The 24,816-nt window shown below is 61.6% G+C and carries 15 protein-coding genes and 3 pseudogenes; 5 read left to right on the forward strand and 13 right to left on the reverse strand.

What is annotated here, in order from left to right; translation table 11 throughout:
• Positions 1–193: 193 nt before the first annotated feature.
• Complete coding sequence (locus FHR32_RS00280) at positions 194–1,108, forward strand: ice-binding family protein (protein ID WP_184751874.1); 915 nt, start codon at positions 194–196, stop codon at positions 1,106–1,108.
• Positions 1,109–1,134: 26 nt separating this feature from the next.
• On the opposite strand, the gene FHR32_RS00285 is transcribed toward FHR32_RS00280, so the two are convergent.
• Positions 1,135–1,620: a hypothetical protein gene (locus tag FHR32_RS00285; protein WP_184751876.1), complete on the reverse strand. Its 486-nt coding sequence runs from the start codon at positions 1,618–1,620 to the stop codon at positions 1,135–1,137.
• Positions 1,621–3,569: 1,949 nt separating this feature from the next.
• Between FHR32_RS00285 and FHR32_RS00295 the strand changes: the two genes are divergently transcribed.
• Complete coding sequence (locus tag FHR32_RS00295) at positions 3,570–5,672, forward strand: DUF4082 domain-containing protein (protein WP_184751878.1); 2,103 nt, start codon at positions 3,570–3,572, stop codon at positions 5,670–5,672.
• Positions 5,673–5,924: 252 nt separating this feature from the next.
• On the opposite strand, the pseudogene FHR32_RS47080 reads toward FHR32_RS00295, so the two are convergent.
• Positions 5,925–6,221, reverse strand: a pseudogene (locus FHR32_RS47080) (hypothetical protein); the annotation flags it as partial.
• A 4-nt stretch (positions 6,222–6,225) separates the two neighbouring features.
• The gene (locus FHR32_RS43920; protein WP_184751880.1) at positions 6,226–6,408 is read right to left on the reverse strand and encodes a hypothetical protein; all 183 of its coding nucleotides are present in this window, start codon (positions 6,406–6,408) and stop codon (positions 6,226–6,228) included.
• Positions 6,409–7,657: 1,249 nt separating this feature from the next.
• On the opposite strand from FHR32_RS43920, the gene FHR32_RS00305 reads away from it, so the two are divergent.
• Complete coding sequence (locus tag FHR32_RS00305) at positions 7,658–10,765, forward strand: DUF4082 domain-containing protein (RefSeq protein ID WP_312881765.1); 3,108 nt, start codon at positions 7,658–7,660, stop codon at positions 10,763–10,765.
• A gap of 313 nt (positions 10,766–11,078) precedes the next feature.
• Here FHR32_RS00305 and FHR32_RS00315 read toward each other — a convergent pair.
• Positions 11,079–11,987: pseudogene (locus FHR32_RS00315) on the reverse strand (IS701 family transposase); the annotation flags it as partial.
• 119 nt (positions 11,988–12,106) lie between these two features.
• Here FHR32_RS00315 and FHR32_RS00320 point away from each other — a divergent pair.
• A pseudogene (locus tag FHR32_RS00320) lies at positions 12,107–13,758 on the forward strand (ISAzo13 family transposase).
• Between the two features lie 29 nt (positions 13,759–13,787).
• On the opposite strand, the gene FHR32_RS00325 reads toward FHR32_RS00320, so the two are convergent.
• The 3 genes from FHR32_RS00325 to FHR32_RS00335 form a co-directional block, all read right to left on the reverse strand.
• Positions 13,788–14,135, reverse strand: coding sequence for a transposase (locus tag FHR32_RS00325; RefSeq protein ID WP_312882630.1), 348 nt, complete (start codon positions 14,133–14,135; stop codon positions 13,788–13,790).
• Between the two features lie 203 nt (positions 14,136–14,338).
• Entirely contained in the window at positions 14,339–15,046 is a 708-nt protein-coding gene (locus FHR32_RS00330) for a WbqC family protein (protein ID WP_184751886.1), read from the reverse strand.
• 64 nt (positions 15,047–15,110) lie between these two features.
• Complete coding sequence (locus FHR32_RS00335) at positions 15,111–16,112, reverse strand: glycosyltransferase family 2 protein (RefSeq protein WP_184751888.1); 1,002 nt, start codon at positions 16,110–16,112, stop codon at positions 15,111–15,113.
• Positions 16,113–17,335: 1,223 nt separating this feature from the next.
• Here FHR32_RS00335 and FHR32_RS00340 point away from each other — a divergent pair.
• Positions 17,336–17,842, forward strand: a complete 507-nt coding sequence (locus tag FHR32_RS00340) for a GNAT family N-acetyltransferase (RefSeq protein WP_184751890.1) — start codon at positions 17,336–17,338, stop codon at positions 17,840–17,842.
• Positions 17,843–18,200: 358 nt separating this feature from the next.
• On the opposite strand, the gene FHR32_RS00345 is transcribed toward FHR32_RS00340, so the two are convergent.
• The 6 genes from FHR32_RS00345 to FHR32_RS00370 form a co-directional block, all read right to left on the reverse strand.
• Entirely contained in the window at positions 18,201–19,598 is a 1,398-nt protein-coding gene (locus FHR32_RS00345) for an IS1380 family transposase (protein WP_184751892.1), read from the reverse strand.
• A gap of 92 nt (positions 19,599–19,690) precedes the next feature.
• On the reverse strand, positions 19,691–20,809 hold the full coding sequence (locus FHR32_RS00350; RefSeq protein WP_184751894.1) for an ISAs1 family transposase: 1,119 nt from the start codon (positions 20,807–20,809) through the stop codon (positions 19,691–19,693).
• A gap of 201 nt (positions 20,810–21,010) precedes the next feature.
• The gene (locus tag FHR32_RS00355) at positions 21,011–21,826 is read right to left on the reverse strand and encodes an HARBI1 family protein (protein WP_184756280.1); all 816 of its coding nucleotides are present in this window, start codon (positions 21,824–21,826) and stop codon (positions 21,011–21,013) included.
• 182 nt (positions 21,827–22,008) lie between these two features.
• Positions 22,009–22,986 carry a dTDP-glucose 4,6-dehydratase gene (rfbB, locus tag FHR32_RS00360; protein ID WP_184751896.1) on the reverse strand — a complete coding sequence of 326 codons (978 nt, stop codon included), beginning with the start codon at positions 22,984–22,986 and terminating at the stop codon, positions 22,009–22,011.
• Complete coding sequence (locus tag FHR32_RS00365; RefSeq protein WP_184751898.1) at positions 22,983–24,050, reverse strand: glucose-1-phosphate thymidylyltransferase; 1,068 nt, start codon at positions 24,048–24,050, stop codon at positions 22,983–22,985. Before FHR32_RS00365 ends, rfbB begins: the two co-directional genes overlap by 4 nt.
• 132 nt (positions 24,051–24,182) lie before the next feature.
• A complete protein-coding gene (locus FHR32_RS00370) occupies positions 24,183–24,647 on the reverse strand; it encodes a GtrA family protein (RefSeq protein ID WP_184751901.1) in 465 nt (154 codons plus the stop codon).
• Positions 24,648–24,816: the final 169 nt, after the last annotated feature.

The following is a 24,816-nucleotide window of genomic DNA, read 5'->3' on the forward strand; positions in this document are numbered from 1 at the left end:
TACTTACGGACAAAGGGATAACTTCATGATAAAACACGGTTACCCTCGTGCTCTTCGGCGGAATATCCGTAGCTCCTGGCTGGATGCGACTCTCGCGACCGTCCTCGCGCTGGGCATACCCCTCGCACTGTCACCCAAAGCAAATGCGGACATACGGCCGGTGACTCTCGGAAATGCCATGGACTGCGTGGTCATGGCCGGCAACGCGGTCACAAGCACGAATCTCACCACGATCACCGGTGCGGTCGCCTTGAGCCCGGGCACCACGATGAGCGGCTTCCCACCGGGAATGCTGCGGGGAGGGGTACACAAGAACGACGCCGAGGCGAAGGATGAAAAGGCCGACGCGGTCGCTGCTTACAACGACGCGGCCGGGCGGACACCCACCGCCACCATTCCCCCGAACCTCGGAGGAGGGGCGACCATAACCCCGGGTGTCTACGACACTTCCGGAGGCGTCTTCGAGCTAACCGGGACGCTTACGCTTGACGCCATGGGCGACCCGAACGCGGTCTTCATCTTCCAAGCCGACTCCGCTCTCAACACGGCAAGGGTCAGCAACATCGACCTTGCGAACGGCGCACAGGAGGACAACATCATCTGGCAGGTCGGCAACTCGGCGACCCTGGGGCCATACTCCACCTTCCGGGGGAACCTCCTGGCCCTGAACGATGTCATGGTGATGAAGGGCACGGCGATGTACGGCCGCGCCATGGCCCTGAACAATGTGGTGGCCATAGACGGCACGAGCATCCTGCCGACCACCCGGGTCACGTTGCCGAACAACCCACCGACCACTACGACCCTGGCCTCGTCGCCGAACCCGTCCCGGAAAGATGAGCCGGTCACCTTCGCCGCCAAGGTAAGCGGAAACTTCGAAGGGGTCGGCCCCACCAACGAAGTGCTCTTCAAGGACGGCTCCGCCGTCATCGGCTCGGCCATGCTCGACGACTTCGGCGTCGCGACGTTCACGACCGCAGAACTCACCAGAGGCGTGCACCCCATCACGGCTGTCTATGTGGGCGGCGGCACCGCCGTTGGTGAGGCCTGGGTCGACTTCGCCCCAAGCGAATCACTCGTAGTGAATCAGCAGGTGCTCAACCGCTAGGCCCGTTTTCCGCACGTGGCTGATCGTCAGCGGAGTTCTCTGGGATCAACGTCGAGGAGATCGAGGAGATCGAGCTGGAGGTCGCTGGGTTGAGGAATGATCGGGGGCGACTGACCGGCCGTGGGAATGATCCGCAGGCCGGCCAGCGCCTTGAAGATGAGTCCACCGGTGGGAACCGCGGCTCGTCCGGCGTACAGACCGTTGACCTTGGTCGTTTTCTGCCGGGCCAGGGCTTGGCGGACCTGGCGTTCGACCAGGCAGAAGATGAGCAGGGCCAAGCAGATCACGGTGATCAGCGCACTGATGCGCCGGTTGCTCTTCAGGTAGAGGGTGGTCACGGCGAGCGGCCCCTTGAACGCCGCGTAGCGGCGCTCGACCGATTCCTGCTTTTTGTACAGCAGCAGGACCTGCGCGGCATCGGCCGGGCCGGGATCAAGATTGGACAACAAGGCGTACCAGCCGTCGGCTGCGGCTTCGGCCTCGATCGCCTCTTGGCTGAGCTCCCAGGTCAACGTGGGCTTACCGGTGGCCGGATCGGTCCCGACCTCAGAGGGCACGGCTAATCATGCATGAGGTCGTTATCGAGTAACTCGTGACCCGCACTGCCATATCTGGTGTCTCATTGTCTGAGAACGCCGGAGCCGTGGCATACTCCCCGGCCTGATCCTCCTCTTCCGCGGTAACCGGATAAGAGCGTAACGTTGCACGATCATCGAATACGTCGAGGTCATGAAAGATCCCGACCAAACGGGCATGTTTTATCTCGAGATGTCATTTATTTGCTCCAATCGTAACCTTGATCAGGCATCGCCACCCCATAAGCGGGCATCTCCCGTTCGCACCGCCATGCAATGCGGTGACTCGGAAAATCCAATTTTTCGCCGCAGGGAGAATCCCATTGATTCCTCGCAGAAGCATATCGGCCGTCGCGTTGGTGATGGCCTGTGGAACATTGGGGTTACCGAATCCGGGAGTGGCCGGCGCGAGCACGATCACCGAAACGGCCGGAACCACTCTCGTGGACCGACTCGCGAACAGGAACGATGTCCCCTGCATGGCCCACAGGTATCGTCACCGGAAATCCTGTAGGTGTCGGTGCGATCGGTGCGGATGCCGACATCGTAGCTGCAGGCGGGGCCCTCGAGGACCGAAGGGGCCCTCCGGCGAAAAAGGCCCCTGCGGGAAACAAGGACCACCCGGAGAAAGGGGACTTAACGGAGAAAGTGGGCTGAATGGAGAAAGGGGCCCGAAAGGACAGGATGGTCTTCCTGGGACGATTTCTAGCGTCGATACGACGCTCGTTTCGCTTACATTTCCGCCATATGATACAAACTTCACCGCCTATGCCAAAGGCGGTACTACCTGGATCCGGGACCCCCGGACCGCCCCGCCGCAGGCATGGCACAGTCTCGCCGCAGTGCCGGGCTATCCGGCCGGCGCGATCGGCGTCTCTTTGACCGAAGCCGCCGCACCCCTCAGCAGCCTTCTGATCACGGTGCTGACATCGGACGGCACCCTTACTGAGACCAAGTGCATTCTTACTGCATCTTCCCCGCCCCCAGGCCTGGCCTGGGGATCAACCTACTGTGCCCCGTTCACCGTCATCACTCCGCCATCCGGCTAAAAGCCCGCTGAAGATCTTGGTCTGGGACTGTCGCGGGCGGGGTGGATGCTCTGTCGTCAGGCGGCAGTTGCCTCGGGCAACCAACCGGGCCACCTCTCGTTCGACCGGTGGGCACCGGCGACAGGACCGAACAACTCACTCCGAGAACGCAACATCGCGATGCTGGCCAGGCAGTCACCACCCGGCATCAGCGTGATCGTGAGATAGGCGACGACCTTGCCGGGGCGCGGACCGCACCACTGGGCCACCGCTGCTCCAACTGCCTCGAAAGAGCCTGATTCAGGCCGATGACACGCAAGGTCTCCAGCAAGAGCAGGCCGCCCGGCCAGGAGATCGTCCCCCCATCGTCGGCGGATACGGTTTTGACGCGAGAAGCAATGATCTTCACGCGAAAAGTGTCTCTTGATCTGGCACAGACAGGACTCTCAACAAGCCCCGCCCTCGCACACCAAAGAAACCTTTATCACATAAACGATCAAATTTGCCTAGATTCACCGTGAAGCCCGAGGTCGGATGGCAAACCTATTTAAAGTACCGGCCGTGGAGTGCATCCATGGATAAAGCCCATTCAAATCGAATACTAATAGAGGCCTCTCCATGATCCAACATAGGCACATACCGCAATTCACTAAAATCTCATCTGCCCCCATATGTCGCGACGCCTTTCACGGATGCGACGATGCTCGATCGACACTTCTCGCCACCGGCATCTTTCATGCTCTTTATGGCAAATGCGGCCAACCGGGCAGAAGCAAGGTGGGGATCACAAGGTTGATCCTTAACGTACGGACTGCATGCAAGATCCGACGCCCGATATATTCCGAGATCACCGAAGATATGAGTTCCATGCCCAAACTCCATCGTGGCGCACCCGATCAACCGGCCGTTATGATCCCGCCGGTACAGCTGAAGCGTAAAACCGGTTACCGCAGCCTCCTCTCGCGAAGCATCGGTCGCTCCTGGCTCGTAGCGCTGCTGGCAGCCGTCCTGTCGATGGGCGTGATCGTCGGAACGCCACACAGTGCGAACGCGGATCAGGCACCGGTGAGCCTCGGCGATGCCGCGTCCTTCGGGGTTCTGGCCGGGGCCGCGGTGACGAATACGGATCTCACGGCGATCACCGGGGATCTTGGAGTGAGCCCGGGTAACTCGCTGACCGGCTTCCCACCCGGCACGGTGAGCGGGACCATCCACGCAGGCGACGCCGGAGCGGCCAATGCCAAAGCTGACCTGATCGCCGCCTACAACGACCTCTCCGGACGAACACCTGCCGTCACCGTGCCGACAGAACTCGGCGGCACAACCATAACCTCAGGCGTCTACAACTCCACCAACGGCATCTTCGGAATAACCGGAACGCTCACACTCGATGCCGAAGGCGAACCGGACGCGGTCTTCATCTTCCAGGCGACCACCCTCTCCACGGCAAACGTCAGCAACATCAACCTTCTGAACGGCGCCCAGGCAGATAATGTCTTCTGGCAGGTCAGCGGCTCCGCGACACTCGGGACCTACTCCACTTTCCGGGGAAACGTGCTGGCGCTGACGTCAATGACGGTGAGCGCCGGCACCGCCCTCTACGGCCGTGCCTTCGCGCTCAACAACACGGTCATACTTCAGGGCACCAGCAATCCGCCGAAAACCCGTATCACCGTGCCGAACGACCCACCGACCACAACAACCCTAACCACATCAGCCAACCCCTCCCAGAACGGGCAGCCGATCACCTTCACTGCTGCGGTGAGCGCGGTCACAGGCTCGGTCGTCCCTCAGGGTGAAGTGGTCTTCAAAGATGGCTCGACCATCATCGGCTCAGGCTGGCACGACGACTCGGGCCCCGCCACCTTCACGACCTCCAGCCTGGATGCAGGACCGCATCCGATCACCGCCGTTTATCTCGGCGGCAACACTTCCGACGGTCAGGCCATCATCCATTTCGCTCCGAGCAGGTCGCCCGAACTGATCCAGACCGTACAGACCAGCCTCTGGGATAACACGGCGATTCCGGCCGTCCAATCTTATCCCGACCCCCAGGCCAGTACGGCGGGCGTGAAATTCAAGGCGACCACGGCCGGAACCATCAACGGCATCCGGTTCTACAAGGGCGCACAGAACACCGGAACGCACACCGCAAGCCTATGGACCAGCAGTGGCCAGCTACTCGCGAGCGCGACCTTCACCAACGAAACCGCATCCGGATGGCAACAGGCGAACTTCCCCACACCCGTGAACATCGCCGCCAACACCACCTACCTCGCCTCCTACCACAGCACATCCGGATACTATTCAGTAACAAGACCCTACTTCACCACCCAATACACAAACGGTCTACTCATCGCGCTCGCAAACGGTGCGGAAGGCGGAAACGGCGTATACAAGTACAACGCAACAAACACCTTCCCAACCAGCGGTTACCAAGCCAGCAACTACTGGGTGGATGTCATGTTCACACCCTCGAACAGCCTCTGGGACAACACAGCGGTCCCGGCTGTCCAATCCCAGCCCGACTTCCAGCCCAGTACGGCGGGCGTGAAATTCAAGGCGACCACGGCCGGAACCATCAACGGCATCCGGTTCTACAAGGGCGCACAGAACACCGGGACACACACCGCAAGCCTATGGACCAGCAGCGGTCAACTGCTCGCGAGCGCGACCTTCACCAACGAAACCGCATCCGGATGGCAACAGGCGAACTTCCCCACACCCGTGAACATCGCCGCCAACACCACCTACCTCGCCTCCTACCACAGCACATCCGGATACTATTCAGTAACAAAATCCTACTTCACCACCCAATACACAAACGGCCCGCTCACCGCGCTCGCAAACGGCGCGGAAGGCGGAAACGGCGTATACACGTACGGCGCAACAAACACCTTCCCAACCAGCGGTTACCAAGCCAGCAACTACTGGATCGACGTGATATTCGTTTCGTCTTAGCCTCGATCTTTCTTAATCAGAGGTGTGGTCGGCTGACGCTGTAGCCGATCGCTGGCTTCGGTGTCCGGGCAGCGTGGCGGCCTGACTGTCGCGCCAGGTAGGCGGGGTTCACACGCCCGCGGATGTCTTTCTGATCGTCCGGACGGATGCCGCTGGTCAGGTTGGTGCAGGCAGTGCCTGCAGTCGTGCGATGGCCATGGTGATCTGCTTGGCCCAAGGCCATCGTGCGGCAATGCGGAGGCGTAGTTTTCTGCCGCCTTGAGACAGCCCGCGCCGGGTGGTCTTGCCGCTGGAGGCGGGGATCGGAGCCACGCCGCACAGGGCACCGAAGCCGTTGCGGAAAGTGAGCCGGTCGGGGTTGTCGCCGCTGGTGATGAGGAGTTGGGCGACGGTCTCGACCCGACGCCGTGGATGCCGAGCAGATCCGGTCGGGCCTGGGTAATCAGGGTTTTGAGGTGGGGTTGGAGGTCGTCGATCCCGGCGGTGAGAACCGGGTAACGGCGGGCCACACTGCGCAGGCGTCCAACGGGTCGGACTTGCACAGGTTATGGCGTTACCACCGGTCGGGCCGGTTGACCTCGATGACGACGAGGCCTTCGGCGCGCAGGTGGCGGACCAGGCCGGCGCCGTAGGAGCCGGTGCCCTCAACGCCATTGGCACGCAGTCGGCCAAGTAACCGGTCGTAAACCGGGGCAGCGGCCGAGAACTGGGCGTCGGCGATTCGGCCGCCGTTCATCAACTCCACGACGGCGCGGTGGATGTCGGCGTGGGTGTCGACCCGGGGCCTCCGCCGGCGGCGCTGTGCTAAAGGTCATGCTCGGTCATGGTCACTGCGTGTCGTACCCGCTCTCGCCCTGATTCATATCAGTTTGGGGTGATCATCCCGTATCTCTCGGTTGGGCTTGACACAGAGAGGACCCCGCGCAAGCCTCGGGGGCAGGTCGGGACGGGCATCGTCAGGACGATCGCAATGGCCTGACGGAATTGCCGGACTCGGGTCAGGCCTCGGGGATCTTGATGGTGCGCTTGCGCTGGCCGCGGATCAGGCGTGCACCGGCGTGCACCGGCGTGCACCGGCGTGCACCGGCGTGCAGAAACGCATAGCACAAGGTGGGGGTTCGGCGTTCGCGAGATCGTCGTCGCGGTACAGCAGGCGGAACCAGGCGAACAGGTCGCGGCGGCAATGCATCAGGTCTGGTTGACGGCGAACCGCCACGCTCACGGCCTCAGCCCTCGGAATCCGAGAGCGTCGGATCACCGCCACCCATCTCGGTGGCGACACCGCCGTCTATGAGGCCTGCGTCCAGTTTGCTGGAGGCACATCATCAGAGTTGATCCAGACCGTCGGCGACAGAGCCTTGACGTAGCCGCCAGGAGCGCCCACTCCGACAGGACCTAAATAAAAATCTGGCAAGAACATCACCGGATGGGAGCGTCCCCAGCGCCCTCCAACCATCGCATCGTCAGGCTTTCAATCGTCTAGTCATTTACTGTGACGGTTTGACCGAGGGGTCTAAGTGCCAGACGATAAACAGCAGCTCGGTCCAAGATCGCGGCGGACTCTCCGGAGCGCACTGATCACCTTCGGAGGCGGAGCGGTGGTCATACTCAGCCTGATGGGGGCGGCCTTGCCGCCATCCCCCACGCCGGAGGCCAGCTCGCCGACCATGCTGACATCAGCAGGCCCGATGGAGAACGGGATGGCATCCATCAGTCCGGCGTCGAGCGATCCCGGGGCCTCCCCATCCAAGAAGATATCGCTCGCCAAGAGCACAACCAGCGGCGCATACGACAGGAAGGCCAGGAGCCGGCCCGTCCATGCACGGAGGATCAGAGCCGGGTGCCCGCCTACTTCTGTCATCTGTATAGAGAACAGCCTACCGGGCAGTCCTCCTACCGAATGGGATGTTCCATCACAGAGCCTAAACATCGAGGGATACGCCGCCCAAATGAGCGTAAACAGGGGGGAGGCTATCCAATTCAAGGTGAACACCAATGCGACAAATTATCGTCTGGATATTTATCGCATTGGATATTACAGCGGCATGGGCGCACGGCTGATAACGACGATCGAGCCCTCCGCCGCCTTGCCCCAGACACAACCAGCCTGTTTGGGCGACACAACAACCGGCCTGATCGATTGCGGAAACTGGGGGGTATCGGCCTCCTGGGCAGTGCCGAATGACGCCGTTTCCGGAGTCTACGTTGCGAATATGATACGGGAAGACGGAGTAAGCGGGGTAAGTCAGATCGTATTTGTCGTCCGAGACGATGGGCGCAATTCGGATATTTTACTTCAAACCTCCGACGCCACGTGGACGGCGTACAACAAATATGGCGGCAACAGTCTTTATTCGGGCAAGCCGGTGGGGCGCGCCTACAAGGTGAGCTACAACCGTCCGTCTTTTACGCGTAGCAGTTTCTTCCTGGCCGAGTACCCCCTGATCAGATGGATCGAGGCCAACGGATACGACGTCAGCTACACCAGTAGTTTCGACACGGCCAGCCGGGGACTGGAGTTGCTTGAACACAAGATATTCATATCCTCCGGACATGACGAGTACTGGTCCAATGAAATGCGGGATAACGTCAAGAACGCTCGAGACAACGGGATTAACCTCATCTTCTTCTCCGGAAATGAGATTTTCTGGAAAACCAGGTGGGAGAACTCTCTCGATGCGACAAATACCCCCTTTCGGACACTCGTCTGCTACAAGGAAACTCACGCCAACGCCAAGATCGATCCGAGTCCACAGTGGACAGGGACGTGGCGTGATCCTCGCTTCTCCCCTCCATCGGACGGCGGAAGGCCTGAGAACGCCCTGAAGGGGCCGTTGTACATGGTGAACACTCCTTCAAACGATGCCATCGTCGTTCCTGCCGAATATGGCGACATGCGACTGTGGCGCAACACGTCTATCGCCGACCTGCAACCCGGCCAGAAAGCAACCTTTCCCACGGGAACACTTGGATATGAGTGGGATGAAGCACCCGATGATGTGTTTACACCGGCGGGGGTGGTGAAGTTTTCCAGAACGACCTTGAGCAAATCAACGACGTATCTGCTTGATTTCGGCAGCACATATGGCGCAGGAGACCCGACACATAGCCTGACGCTATATAAGCACGGGAGTGGCGCGCTGATCTTCGGCGCGGCGACTGTCCAGTGGTCCTGGGGACTCGACGACCATCATGATCTGACTCCCGCAGCCGGCGGCCGCTTGGGCGATGTACCTCCCACGGATATCCGGATGCAGCAGGCGACAGTCAATCTTTTGGCCGACATGAAAGCCCAACCGGCCAGCATCCAACCGGGACTGGTTCCGGCAACCGCATCGACAGACACCGCTCCGCCCACATCAACGATTACTTATCCGGCGAGTGGCGGCACTGTACCTACTGAGACTATTATCCCAATTCAAGGAACAGCAACTGACACGGGGGGCGGCGTTGTCGGCGCCGTTGAGGTTTCAGTTGACGGCGGAACGAGATGGTTTCAGGCAACAGGTCGCACCAACTGGCAATATAATTGGAAAACGCCCACCACCACCGGAACGGCAACGATCAAGTCCCGAGCGGTTGATGACATCGGGAATATTCAGGGAACTCCGACGGAAACAACCGTTACCATCGTCACAGGATGCTCCCCCTGTACCCTGTGGTCACCGTCGACTGTGCCGGCCATTCAATCCCAGCCCGACCCCCAGGCCAGTACGGCGGGCGTGAAATTCAAGGCGACCACAGCCGGGACCATCAACGGCATCCGGTTCTACAAGGGCGCGCAGAACACCGGGACACACACCGGAAGCCTATGGACCAGCAGCGGTCAACTGCTCGCGAGCGCGACCTTCACCAACGAAACCGCATCCGGATGGCAACAGGTGAACTTCCCCACACCCGTGAACATCGCCGCCAACACCACCTACGTCGCCTCCTACCACAGCACGTCCGGATACTATTCGGTAACAAGACCCTACTTCACCACGCAATACACAAACGGCCCGCTCACCGCGCTCGCAAACGGCGCGGAAGGCGGAAACGGCGTATACAAGTACGGCGCAACAAACGCCTTCCCAACCAGCGGTTACCAAGCCAGCAACTACTGGGTGGATGTCGTGTTCACACCCTCGAACAGCCTCTGGGACAACACAGCGGTCCCGGCTGTCCAATCCCAGCCCGACCCCCAGGCCAGTACGGCGGGCATGAAATTCAAGGCGACCACAGCCGGAACCATCAACGGCATCCGGTTCTACAAGGGGGCACAGAACACCGGGACACACACCGGAAGCCTATGGACCAGCAGCGGTCAACTGCTCGCGAGCGCGACCTTCACCAACGAAACCGCATCCGGATGGCAACAGGTGAACTTCCCCACACCCGTGAACATCGCCGCCAACACCACCTACGTCGCCTCCTACAACACCACATCCGGATACTATTCGGTAACAAGACCCTACTTCACCACGCAATACACAAACGCCCCGCTCACCGCGCTCGCAAACGGCGCAGAAGGCGCAAACGACGTATACACGTACGGCGCAACAAACACCTTCCCAACCAGCGGTTACCAAGCCAGCAACTACTGGGTGGATGTCGTGTTCACACCCTCGAACAGCCTCTGGGACAACACAGCGGTCCCGGCCGTCCAATCTTATCCCGACTCCAGGCCCGTTACGCTCGGCGTGAAATTCAAGGCGACCACAACCGGAACCATCACCGGCATCCGGTTCTACAAGAGCGCACAGGACACCGGGACACACACCGGAAGCCTATGGACCAGTGATGGCCAGCTACTCACGAGTGCGACCTTCACCAACGAAACCGCATCCGGATGGCAACAGGTGAACTTCCCCACACCCGTGAACATCGCCGCCAACACCACCTACGTCGCCTCCTACTACACCACATCCGGATACTGGTCGCTAACAAAACCCTACTTCACCACGCAATACGCAAACGGCCCGCTCATCGCGCTCGCAACCAGCGACGAAGGCGGAAACGGCGTATTCAAATACGGCCCAACAAACACCTTCCCAATCGAAACCTACCAAGCCAGTAACTACTGGGTAGACGTGGTACTTGTTTCGCCTTAGTAATCTGGCTGCAGATTACCGTGAGCCTTTTTCGTCCTGATCGTACAGATTGCGGGCTCATTGCAGATGGACGGTCTTGGGCGCATATAGATGGTCGGGTGCCCGGGGGAATCTCACCCCCGGGCTCTCACAGATCCCGGCGTGACAGTCTCCCGTCACCGGACACCTCTCAACCTCACCGCTAAAACTCAGGGACCCATCGCCAGCGCCCGAAGAAACGCGGATATTGGCGAATAGTCCGCTTCCATGCCGCATGCGCCTTCTCAAATACGGCAGCTGTAGATCGTTAATCTGATGTGGCGGGTGTCGGCGGTCACGTGACGGATACCGCTGTGACCTCGTTCCACCGTCGGTGGCAGGCTGCTGCCCGGTGTTGGTGACGTCGCCGCCAGTGCGACCGGTGCAGGGCGTGATCAGGGTCGATGTTCTGCCTGGGCCGGGCCGGCACGAGGATGCGCAGGAGTTTCAGCAGCTCACGGCAGCTCACCGGGACCAGTTCGACATGGGCGTGGTCGGCGCTGTCGCGGTGTTCCAGGCCGGCGATGACGGCCGGCAGCACATAGGAGATCATGCTGATCAGGCACCAACGGTGCCAGGACGTCCAGGTGGTGACCTGACCCTGGTCCAGCCCGGTCAGGCCCTTGGCGGCCTGGAAGTCCTCCTCGATCCGCCACCTGCGGCCCACCACATCGACCAGCACGTGCAACGGCACCGTGGCGGCTGACCAGCACCGATAGAACGACAGGGCGCCGGTATAGCGGTGCCGGCGGATCAGCAGCGCGGACTGCCCTACCCGGTGCCCGTCGGGAGTGTCGTCGGCGAGCACCTCGATCATCGCCCAGTCGTAGTGGCGTTCGCCCTTGGTGCCGCTTCCGGTCCGCAGCCGCTGCCAGGACCGGCCAGGCACGCGCTTGACCAGGTCGGTCACGGTGGAGGTGCCGGCCGGAGTGGTCACCCGGTGGTCGGTCTTAACGGCGATCACATAGTGGTAGGCCAGGTCGCGGATTGCTGTGCGGGTTTCTCGGCCACCGGACACCTCATCGGCGGCGATCCAGGCATCGGTGATCCCGCCGGCATGCAGACGGGCGAGTATGCCGACCGCGAGTTGCGGCTTGCTCGTGAACAGCTCCTCCTCGGGGACCCTGGCTAACTTGCGGCGTTCCTCATCGGCCGCCCACGCGCTGGGCAGGAAGAGACGCTGATCGATCAGCGTGTGCCCAGCCGCCGTGGCGTACTACAGATGCACGGCTACCTGGCACAGGCCGCCCCCGCCCAGGGCTTGTTCGTGAATAACTGTCAGAGTTGATCTGCGGGACCGGGTCGACGGTGAGACGCTGGAGCATGACCGCCTCTTCGAAGGAAGATGTACCCGCAGCCGAGCTGCGGGCCAAGTTCGAGCAGATCCTGCCGCACCTTGACGAGCGGTGCCGTCGCCTCTACCTGGCCAGCGAGGCCGCCGTGCTCGGCCATGGCGGGATTGCCCTGGTGGCCGCAGCCTCCGGCATCAGTACCGCCACCATCGCGCGTGGCATCATCGAGCTGGAGACGCACCCCGCGCCGACCCGCCGCATCCGGGCCTCGGGCGCCGGGCGCAAACCGCTGACAGTCACCGACCCCGGCCTGCTACCGGCCCTTGAGTCACTGATCGAGCCGCACACTCGCGGCGACCCCGTCTCCCCACTGCGCTGGACCACGCTGTCGCTGCGCAGCCTGGCCCATGCCCTTTCCGCGCAGAAGCATCCGATCGGTGCCACAACCGTCGGCCACCTGCTGCACGGCCTGGGCTACAGCCTGCAGGGCACGGCCAAGACCACCGAAGGCACCCGGCATCCGGATCGCGACGCCCAGTTTGCCCATCTCAACGCCACCGCCGCCGCCTTCCTCGACGACGACCAGCCGGTGATCAGCATCGACACCAAAGCCAAAGAGTGGCTCGGCAACCGCGACCGGCCTGGACGTACCTGGCAACCGGGAAAGAACCCGATCAAGGTGGACAGCCACACCCTCGTCACCAGCGACCAGCCAGTGGCCATCCCCTACGGAATCTACGACCTCGCCACCAACAGCGGCTGGGTCAACGTCGGAACCGATCACGACACCGCCGAGTTCGCGGTGGAGTCCGTCCGCCGCTGGTGGCGACGCCGCGGTTGTCTCGACCACCCGCACGCCACCCGGCTGTTGATCACCGCGGACGCCGGTGGCTCCAACAACCCCCGCTACTGGACATGGAAGAAGCAACTACACGACTTCGCCCGCGAGAGCGGCCTTGAGATCACGGTCTGCCACTTTCCTCCCGGCACTTCGAAGTGGAACAAGATCGAGCACCGGATGTTCTGCCACATCACCGCCAACTGGCGTGGCCGCCCGCTGACCAGCTACCAGGTCGTCATCGAGACGATCGCCGCGACGACAACAGAGGCCGGACTGAGAGTCAGCGCCGAACTGGACACCGGCAACTACCCACTGGGCACCGCCGTCACGCCCGCCGAGTTCCATGCCCTGCCGATCACACCCGATGCATTCCACGGCGACTGGAACTACACCCTGGCCCCCACCCCTCCCAGACTTTCCGAAGAAGCCGAGACCAACCAACCGATCGATCCGGACGTGACCTGGATGCTCACCGATCCGGCCCTGACCGGCATGCCGCGCTCGGACTTCGCTCGCCTGGTGCAGATCTCGGAGCCCTACTGGGACGCGCTGGCAGAGGCGGCCTTTCAACGCCGTTTCCACCGCCCGCGCCGCTACCTCCATCCGCAGACCAGCAGCCTAGATCACTTCCACCGGCTCCTGACCGCTTTACTCCGTCGCCGCAAGGCCGCGACCAGCACCCTCCTAGCCCGCCTGCTGGGCGTCACCCGCACCAACCTGTCCAACCAGTTCCAAGATGGCCACCGGATCCTCGACCTGCACAAAATCTCCGTCACGCCGATCCCCGGATCGCCCGCACGTACGCTCGAGCAACTGCAAGATCGTATTACGTCCGCCGATGACTGCCCCGCAGATCAACTCTGACAGTTATTCACGAACAAGCCCCCAGTGCGCCCGAGTACTGGCGGGCCGCTCCGACGGCGTCGGTGGAGGATTTCTCATCGCCGGTCTCGTCGACGACGAGCACCGTGTTCAGGTCGCCGAGCCGGTCGACCGCCCAGGTGGTGACCCGGTCGCGGACGGCGTCATCATTCCAGCGGGCCCGGGACAAGAAAGTTGCAGCACGTGCGGGCCGCGGTGACCGATCGCCTCGCCGAGAGTCCAGCAGTTGGCCGTCTCCTCGACCGTCAGCATCGCTTCGATCATGTTCCGGCAGGTCATCCGGGTTTCGCGGCGAGGGAAACAGACGGCGAGCCGGTCCATCAGCCCCTCGAAGCAGACCGGCCGGTGTTCATGCGCTGCGGTGATCGGTGCGGCCACCGTGTCTGGATTTGTTCTCACAAACGATCATGATGCTGGTGGCCGTTCTCATGCCCGCAGGCACTCCCGCGATCACCACAGCCCCACGATCTCGATCTACAGCTGCCGTATCTGACGAATGCAGCAGTACGCGTCCGACTTCACTCAGGATCGAGCCGGCACTCATCGTGACGCCCTCCCAGAAGTTGCGATCTTTAGGTGTCCGACGGCATCCGGCCCCGTGTTGAAGATGAGATCAAGGACGCTCACCTGGTGGTCGAACGGCGGATGGAGCTGTGGATATTCGGGGTAGCCCGAGTAGTCGAACCATCGAAGCTTGATGCCCGCTCTCCGAAAGAGGCTCTCATTGAGGTAAGCCCGTGCAGCCGGACCAGTGACATATTCGCAGGCACCCGCCTTCTGACATAGATCGACGAGGCGCTCTGTCTTGGATCCTGCCGTGTCATATTTGGTGGACCACTGCAGGTCGGCCTGAATGCCAAGAGCCGAACAGAGCCCTTCGAGGAAATGTTTGTTTATTTCGGATAGCCTCTCGCTTCCGCATTCTCGGTAAAGCTTTTCCAGGACCGGCGCGAACTCGTCGAAATATGCAGTCTTCCGATAGGCCTGTGTGAGAGCTCGCCAGTGCACGACGTTCCAGTTCGGATCAGCGATGGTCGCTTCGTTGATCAGCTGGCTCCGAGGACCACGCTTGAGCGGAATCGAGAGCCACCTGGAACCCATAGCCGTCTTTATACGATTACGATTACGCCAGTCCCTGTCGGTGTACTGCACCTCGTCAAGGAGGATGAACTCGTCGACGTGGGCGATTAGGTCAAAATATCCTTTCCATGGAATATAGTTTGACTGCACTATTGCAACCCGTTTCATGCGCCTCACACTTTCGACCCGTTCGGACTCCGTATGAATTCCTTAAGAAATCCCTTTAGCCGGACTACCGCTCGTGAATGTCGGCTCCCGGTCGGATTAAAGTCTCCGTGCTTACATCAGGAACCGTCGACAGGCGTGGGGTTTGACTTTCGGACCGTTCGCGAACGATGTAGGTGGGACGCCCCATGCGCTCCACATGAATCCTGCCCAGATATTCCCCAATGATTCCGAGGGCAACCATCTGGGCAGAGGCGAACAGCGAAATCATGGATGCTATAGACGTGAATCCTTTGAGTGTGCTATCCCCCCACCAATAATTCCAAAGAAAAATCGCGAGAAGGGCGGCGCCGAAGGAGCCCGTCAGCAGCCCGAAATAGGTGACCAAACGGAGCGGGATGGTACTGTATCCAACCATGACATGGATCGCATGGTGAATGAGCATCGGAAGGGTGTAATTGGATCCCCCAACGGGCCGGCGCTCCATGTTCACCCGGACGGTTCCGACTCGCATGGTCGCCCATGAGAACGATATATCGATCAGAGCGTGCGGGCCGGCGACCCCGTCCAACGACTCGCGCAAAAAGCTACGGAAGGCACGGAACGCACAAATATCTTGACCCGTTACCTCCCCAAATCGTCCAGAGAGTCCAATTTTGAGTGACTTGGAGGCGAGATCACGTATAAATCCGTGCGTTCCAGCACACGGGACTGCGTAGACGATGTCGAGGTCAGGTCGGAGACCGGCCAGAAGTTTGGGTATCTCTTCCGGTGGATGCTGAAGGTCGTCGTCCATGGTCACCACGATGTCGTAGCGAGCAGAGCGGATGCCGGCGACAAGAGCGTTGTGCTGCCCGTAATTCCGGGCCAGCAGTAGCGCACGGACCGTTTCATGCCGATCGGCAAGCTCTTGGGCGACTTCCCAGGTGTTGTCTGGTGAACCGTCGACGACGAGTACGACCTCGAACACGGAAGCGATAGTTGGCAGAACGGCAAGGAGGCGATCAACCAATGCCGGAAGTGTCTGCACGGATCGGTAACACGGAATTACAACGGATACGTGAGTCATAGCGCCAGTCTCACGAGCACCAAACCGGCCTGCCGCACATACAGGCCGGATTTACACTATATTGATGAAATAAAGGATGAATCCAAGCTTTTCTATATCGCTCCTCGAATTTTTTATGATCTTGGAGTGACCGACTCGCAGCGAGCTGATCTTCTACGGGGACGGGGTCTGGGGTCCGGGCATACCCGCGGTCCGGTCGCTGCTGCGTGCAGGCAGGCTCCATGGGACCGACAGAAGGACCTTCCGTCTCGCTCATCCGTGTTTCCGCTGTTCAAGGTAGGAATGCCAGGCCCTGGACCATCGTCATGCAGTGAGCAGGTCGGGGGTATGGGGCCAGTCGTCGAGTGGAGTCAAGCCTTCCCTCGCCCGGCGAACCAACCGAGCGAGAACGGTCAAGAGGGTTCAGCGCGGCATCCTTTCGACCTGATCTTGACCCGTCCGCGCGCTCGTGAAGATCTATCCGAGATCGGGAGGAAAAGCACTACTGACTCCATTTCAGTCATCCATCCTGCCGCAGCAGAGCGTGCACAGATGGACCAACTGGAGGAAAAAGGGGCACCGTCTTGGTCGTGCGCGATTTGATCACACAGCACCGTGGGAAGGCCAGGCGCCCGCGCCCCGAGAATATCCTTACCATTTTTCGTGCGGATCAAGGCCGACGTCCCTCATCGAGGATGCAACTCAGGACACGCCTACCGCATGTTTGTCTTCGGGAGGTCGTGATCCATAGCATGGCCCCATAATCAGGGACTCGGCCAACGTGTCCGTCTTTCCTGTCTCACTGAATGGGCAATCGAATGACTCTTTCGGAACACGTACCTGGCGGCACGGACATCGGAACTTCCCTAGCGCCCCACGATGTGCTGCCCGAATTTTCGTGATCCGCTTAGCCTGAAGAGCGAGCTTTGATGCGATGCGTACCCGGCCACGCATCCCGTCGACAATGGAACTCCACGGTCCATTCCCAGGACACAACTACGCGGAGGGATTCGGATATCGGTGGAGTAAGCATCGGGTGACGCATCCTGACTCACATGCCGGCATGCTGATTTCACGCGATCGGCTCCGAAGATGCTCATGAACTCCCATCTACGGCGATGTCCTGCGGCTCGCGTCCACCTATCGCCTGCTCAAACTGATCTGTCAGGTCGACCGCCTCGCAAGTCGGCACCGCTAGAACTGCTCTGTCACGAGGCCTGCGCAAGCCATATGGAAGGAAGGTCATGGAGGTCAGATTGAGGCCGGTCCGCGAGGAGGACCTGGACGTCTTCGAGACGGAACGGGCTACCCCTGAACTCAGAGGCGAGCTTCAGTGGTACGGACATCGCTCTTCTCACGGGCTTCGCCAAGAGTTCGCCGAGAACGGATTCCTCGGCGCCGACTCCGGCCGCCTCACCATCGACGTCGACGGTGACACAGCCGGATGGGTGGTGTGGTGGATGACCGCCTGGGGACCGGATTCTACGTGTTGGTGCTGGGCGATGGGCATCTGCGTCTTCTCCGGCTTCCGCCGCAAGGGCATCGGAACACTCGCTCAGCGCCAGCTCGTGGACTACCTGTTCGCCCACACCCGAGCTGAACGCATCCAGTCCTTCACGGACATCGCCAACTATGGCGAGCAACGCGCTCTAGAGAAGATCGGGTTCGAACGCGAGGGGATCCTGCGCCGCGCCCAATGGCGGGACGGTGACTGGCACGACCAGATCCTCTACTCGGTGCTGCGCCCATAAAGTCCAAGAGGCTCTACGTCGGCAAGTGCGGGTTCGTCCATTAAACCGGCTCCGCCGGACTCGGGGTACATCAGAGTCTCCACCACGGTTCCGGTGTTCTCACGTTTTGAGATCGAGGATGCTGAGCCTGAATCCACCGAGCGTCTTTGAATGATCGTTTCTAAGTTCGATTCCTCCATGAGGGCCGTTTCTCTCGGTGTTCGGCAGGTGGAGTCCTGTTTTCGGGCGTGATGGGGCCGCCGCTGGCGGGTTCTGCGGCTTGTCCGGGTCATGCGGTTCGGGGCGGTCGGTGGCGGTGTCGCCGGTGGCTGGGTAGGCCGTCAAGGTGCTGGCGGGGTGGTGCCTGTGAGATGGGATATCAAGCGGCTCGGGCGAGCGGTGGCGAGCGAAGCGCGTCGAAGAGGTTCATCCAGGCGGGCTGCCAGGGCCAGTGGCCGGGCAGGTGGAGGGTGATATGGCCGCGCCCGTGCCGGGCGAGGCGGGCGGGTACGGCGATGAGGTGGCGGCGCAGAGTGGCTCCACGTGCTCGTGCGCAGCGGGCTCCGGACAGGCAACCGGCGGCGCGGAGCAGGTTGTGGCTGATCGTGGCCAGTGCCAGCCAGGCGGCGTTGGCCGCGAAATTACCGGAGGGCAGGTGAGCCAGCGGCCCGGAGATCAGATCGGCGAAGATCTGCTCGATGATCGCGTGATCACGATGCTGTCCTTCGGCCTGGATCAGCTCATACGGAGTGTCGGTGAACACGGCGTGGTAGCGATAGCACGGGTGGTGGCCGGGGTCGGTCTGCTCACCCAGTCGTTTGACCCGGCGCACGATCAGGCGGGCGGTTACGGCCTGCCCCTTCTTGGAGGTGAACGCGGTGTAGCGGGTCTCGGCGACCTCGGCATCGGAGATCCACTGCCCGGATTCCTCGTCCAAGATGGCGTTGGGGTAGCTGATCGGGGTCCAGGCGCCCTGGGGGATCGCGGCGATCGCCGCCTTGATTTTGGGGTCCATCTTCGCGGTGAAGGAGAACCGGACATCGGCTCGCCGGCAGGCGCCGATGACCTTGGCGCTGTAGTAGGCCGCATCGCCTCGGCAGAGCAGGATGCCGGTGGCTCCGGCCTCCCGGGCCGTATTGATCGACTCGGTCACGAAGGTGTCTGCGCCGCGGGCGGAGTTGGCGGTGCCGCCGCGCAACCGACTGGCGGTGATGACCGGGGCGGCCAGTGGGGTGGACAGGGCCGAGGCGAGCACGTTGAGACCGCGGACCCGCAGGCTCTTGCCTTGAATCTTGGTGTGCCCGAACCCGGCGCCCTGTTTGGTCGGCCCGTAAATCCGTTTTTGCATCGAGTCCAGATCGAGGAACGCCAGCACGTCCACGCCGGGCAGCAGCGGTGTGTGCGCGGCCAGACGGGCCAGCAGGCGGCGGCCGACCTTCCCGATCTGCCGCACGTTGCCCCACGTCAGACAGCGCAGAAACGACCCGAGCGTGGAGGGGGCGCGGATCCCGGCAAACAACTTATCCATCCCGCCGTGGCGCAGCACGTCCAGATCATCGATGCTGTCGGCCCCGGCGATCATCCCGGCCACGATCGAGCCGATTTTCAGCGGGGCATTCACCCCGAGTCGGTCGGCGATGGTCACGTGCTCCTGAGCCAGACCGGCCAGGTCACAGCGCTCGGCCAGGCGCATCACCGGCAGCAGGCCTGCGTAGGCGACCGTGTGCTGGTCATCGAAGATCGCATGGGTGTGGGCGGGAGCGTGAGACAATCGCACTTACGACGTGCCCTCTTGATTCGGCGGCTGGAAGCGTAGAGAACTCCCATCCTGCCAGGTCAGAGGGCATCGTCATGTCTACGGTCCAGCCCTCACCTGATAACGCTCGGTGGATTCAGGCTGAGTGGGTTGGCGTAGTCGCTGTGTGACCAGCGTTGGCCTGCGGCGATGTTGGGGAAGCCGGCCAGGTGGAGGGCGCCGATGGCGAAGCTGCGCAGTGCGGCCATGACGGCGGGTCCGGTGCCGGTGCGGATGGTGCCGGCGCCCTCGCCGTAGGAGACGTCACGCACGTAGTGACTGGTTTCGATGGACCAGTGTGATCTGACCAGTGTGGCGAGTTGGGCTGCGGTGACCTGGTCGGCGGTCAGGCTGGTGATGCCGAGTGCGGCGATCGCCGAGGTGAGTTTCCCCTCCAGGTCATAGACCTCACGTTCGATCAGGAATACCTGCGCGACGTGCGGGAAGGTGATGTTCTCGGGTGCGGGCGGCATCTGGATGGTGCGCTTTTCGATGCGGCCGTTTCCGCGGCCGGTCTGGGTGTGGGCGATCGGGACGTCTTTCCGGGCCAGGGCATCCAGGTGGGTGAACAGCAGGGGCTGGTTGCCGGCCACGGGCAACAGGTAGTGCCAGCCCTTGGTCTCGACGACGAAGGCGGCGAGCTTGCGCTGGGTGTGGAGCGCGGCGGCGGTCAAGACGACCGTGCCGTCCAGATGGTCCAGGTCGAGGTTGCTCAGCAGCGGCACGGCTTGGGTGATTTCGTTGGTCTTGCGGTCGACGGCGCGCATGGCCGGCGTCGCGCGGGCGGCCGGCCAACTGCCGAGTGCGGCCATGACCTGCTTGTCGTTGGTCTTGTTCAAGGTCTTGCGGATGGTGGATTCGCAGGGTCTCACCAGTTGTCCGTTGCGGCGAGAGCGTACTCCCAGGGCGGTCAGCACCTGCCCGGGTGCCTCATCGGCCCACTGGCCGATCGCGGTGAAGGAGCGTGCGCCGCCGAGCACCGCTGCCACCGCGATCGCCAGGATGGAGACGAACGCATGCCGTACCCCGCGGCGTCCGCGCGGGTCGGTGATTTCCGACAGGTGTTCCAGCAGGTCACGGCAGTCATCGAGGCCAAGGACCGGATTGGCGAGATCAGCCGGACTGCCGCCTCCGGCCCCTCCCCAGATGAGGGTGGAAAGATCGGCGACAGGCATGGCAGGATTGACGGACAACGAGGCTCCGCAGGGACAGATGACGTAGAGAATCACCTGTTTAGCGGGGCCTCGTGCTGTTTTGCCCTGCTGACACGCTCTCAGCGATCGACTCGTGATCTGCACCGCCGCACCTGGTGTCTCACCATCCGAGAACGCCGGGGCCGTGGAGTCTCCACCGGAGCCGGGCGATTCGAACTGCAGAACTCCAGTGAGTCATTGTCAGCAACCGGCGTTCACGCTGGGTGACAGCTGCTTGTGAGCTTGCTCCCGGTGGAAGAGGACGAGCGCCGCGGCGACGATACCGCCGATCTTCCAAGGGCACTTGCTGACGTTCCGCAGTGCCTTGAACCGCATCTTGAGCTGGGCGTTCGCTCGTTCGGCGAGGGCTCGGAGCGCACCGTGGACCTTGTTGTACTGGATCTGATCGTCGGTGAGTGTGCCACCCCGAGACCTCTTGTACGGCAGGCGAAACCCCATACCCGCATCGACGTAGCCGAGGTCGGCCAACGTGATCAGCCCGTCCTCGGCGGCCTTGGCCAGCGGGTCGAGGAGGCCGTGCAGGCGGGCACAGGTGAGATCGTGTTCACGGCCGGGCCGTACCTCAGAAGTCCACAGCGGGTCGCCGCCGGGGCTGGACAGGACCTGAATGTTGCCGCCGTGCTGCTTGTGTTCTCCACTCCACCACAGGTCGGCGCCGTTCGGGCCCAGGGCGCGGCAGCGGTCGGTTTCGATCAGCGTGCCATCCAGATGCAGGTGGGTGTAGCCGGCGGCCTTCGCCGCCGTGAGCGCCTCCTGTAGCGTCGGCGCCTGGGCCTTCAATACGGTGACCCCTTCTTCGACGTACCGATCACAGGTCGCGTGCGAGATGGCGTTATCGGCGGCCGGCCGGGCGATCCGAGCGCCGTCCACCAGCCAGCGGATGATCAGAACGGCCTGCTTGAACTCGCCCAGCGCCCGAGTGCCCGCGCGGGTGCGGCGCCGTACCCGCTCGGCGCGCAACAGCCCGGCCAGAAACAGCACAACCTCGCGCGGCATGTCCAACTCGGCTGTGTAGGTGATACTGGAGGTCACGTGAAGCCCTTGTGTGCGGTGCGGTGGATCCTTCGACAAGACCCACCCCTACCAGGGGCTTCACGCTTTTCTCTACTTGATCACTCCCACGCCCGCCGTGATCGGCTACACACGGTCATCGACCGTTGCTGACAACGTCTCAGTGCTTATCGATCGGTTTTTTTTAGTGGACGCCACCAGTCCTGGTGATCGCGGTACCATCGCACGACTTGGACAAGTCCCTCATCGAAGTCAATACGGGATTCGTAGCCGATCGCCGCGATCTTGCTGCTGTCCACGGAGTAACGCCGGTCGTGTCCGAGCCTGTCCGGCGCCTGTGTGACCATCTCCCAGCCCATGCCGAAGGCTGCGAGCAGTCGTTCCGTGAGTTCCCGGTTGGTCAGTTCGACCCCACCGCCGATGTTATAGATCTCACCGCCAGAGCCCTTGTCCAACACGAGCTGAATGCCTCGGCAGTGATCATCGACGTGCAGCCATTCGCGGACATGATGGCCGTCGCCGTACAAGGGCACGTGACGTCCGTCGATGAGGTTCGTTATGAAGAGCGGGATAACCTTCTCCGGGTACTGATAATGGCCGTAGTTGTTGGAACAGCGGGTCACCCGTACATCGAGCCCATGGGTTCGGTGATAGGCGCGGCAGAGAAGATCGGCTCCCGCCTTCGCAGCCGAGTAGGGCGAGTTGGGCAGCAAGGGCTCCGACTCTGTCCAGGATCCTACGGCGATGGATCCGTATACCTCGTCCGTGGAGACCTGAACGACTGTACGCACGCCGGCATTGAGCGCCGTCTGCAAGAGGCGTTGCGTGCCGTAAACGTTGGTGACAACGAACTCCCCAGGGCCGTCTATCGATCGGTCGACATGTGTCTCGGCGGCGAAATTCACGATCACGTCGTGTCCCGGCACCACGTCGGCCAGTAACCGGACGTCGGTGATGTCCCCTCTGACGAATGTGAAGCACGAATGTCCGGCCACTGGGAGCAGATTCACCAGGTTGCCCGCATACGTGAGCTTGTCCAGCACCGTCACATGGACGTCCTCATAGCCGGGGTATCTCCCGGACAGCAGTGACCGCACATAGTGGGAACCAATGAATCCAGCACCACCTGGAACAAGGATTCTCATGCCCGCACCTGAATCCTGCTGTGGTCGCCGACCATGAGCTGATGTGTGTTCGGCACTCCGCTGGCCTGGCTGACCTCAACGTTTCGGCCGATCAGGGAGTACGTAAGCCCTGATACGCCTCTGATGGTGGATTCTCCCAGAACTATGCTGTATTGCACCTCGGCGTCCTCCAGCACGCAGCCTTCGGCGATCGAGGTATAGGGGCCGATGTACGAACCGTTGATCTTACTGTGGGCGCCGACAATCGCAGGCCCTCGGATCACCGAGTTCTCTACCACCGCCCCGAGTTCGATGACAACGCGCCCCGTTATCTCCGAGAACCCGTCCACGGTTCCCCGGACGTCTGGTTGGATTGCCTCCAGGACGATGCGATTGCACTCCAGCATGTCCTGCAGACGCCCGGTATCTCTCCAGTAGCCGCTAACGAAGTGCGAACGGACACGACCACCGTTGTCGATTAGCCATTTGATGGCGTCCGTTATCTCCAACTCGCCGCGGGCGGAAGGTGTGATCGCCCTGACCGCCTCATGGATGGCCGGAGAGAATGTGTATACCCCTACGATCGCGAGATCGCTACGCGGGTATTCCGGCTTCTCCTCCAGACCAATAATATCGCCGTCCGGCCCGAGTTCGGCGACTCCGTAGAATTGTGGCTCGGCAACTCTGGTGAGCAGGATCTGGGCATCATTGTCAGCCTCACGGAAGGCATCCACCAGATCGGTGATGCCACCCACCAGAAAGTTGTCGCCCAAGTACATCACGAACGGCTCATCGGCGAGGAACTCTCGGGCGATCAGGACACAATGCGCAAGCCCAAGAGGAGCCTCCTGGGGAATGTAAGTCACGTCGAGGCCGAACTTCGAGCCATCCCCGACCGCTTCCCTGACCTCGCAAGCCGTGTCGCCGACAATGATCCCGACGCTGCTGATGCCCGAGTCCCGTATCGCTTCAAGTCCGTAGTAGAGCACCGGCTTGTTGGCGACGGGGACCAGTTGCTTCGCTGAGGTATGGGTCAGCGGGCGCAGCCTCGTCCCCTTGCCGCCCGCTAGAACGAGTGCCTTCATGGTTGTTGAGTCCTTCCACCAAGAATGCTTGGCCACAGTGACCGCCTATGGGCTCAATTTACGCGTAGCTCAAATCAGCAGCTCGTCGCCATCCTGCACTTTTGTCAAAGAACGTGTGGTATCTTGACAAGACTAGACTTTTCCGCGATCGGAAAACGTCCATGCTCGATGCGTGACATAGCTTAGCGGAGGACTCGCGGCTATTATCAGACCCTGTGCCACCATAATCGGAATACCGGCAAATTCCACCAGAATCGGAACACCGATAACGGACGCCGCCAAGAAGCTTAATCCGACTGCATAGAACCGCAGATAACCCGTAATCCACGATTCCCCGGAAACACGGAAAACCACCAGCCTGTACCAGGGGTACACGATTACCGAGGTGACGAACTGGCAGGCCGCGAGCAGAAAAAGATAAGGAACCCGATCTTTGGTGACAAACAATCCCAGGCCCAGGAGAGCGTAATAGACCGCAGCCGTCATGACGCCGGCCAGTAGATATATGATGCGCCGGTCCCCAAATATCGAGAGCAGAGCTCGCCACCTGGAACGTGAATCCTTGTCGCCGGCGGCTCGACTTTCGACTTCAACCATATGGCAGTCACTTCGGATCGTGATCGAACAGCGGATAAAATGAATTATGGTCGGCCGCCGAAAATTAATCGGGACTAACGTCAGGGGCGGCGGTCATTGCGTGTTGCCACCCGAACGGACTCCTCCGGTGCTCGTGACCCGGCCCATGCCGGCCGTGACCGGATACGTC

The organism is Streptosporangium album, from assembly GCF_014203795.1.
GTDB classification, from domain to species: Bacteria; Actinomycetota; Actinomycetes; order Streptosporangiales; family Streptosporangiaceae; genus Streptosporangium; species Streptosporangium album.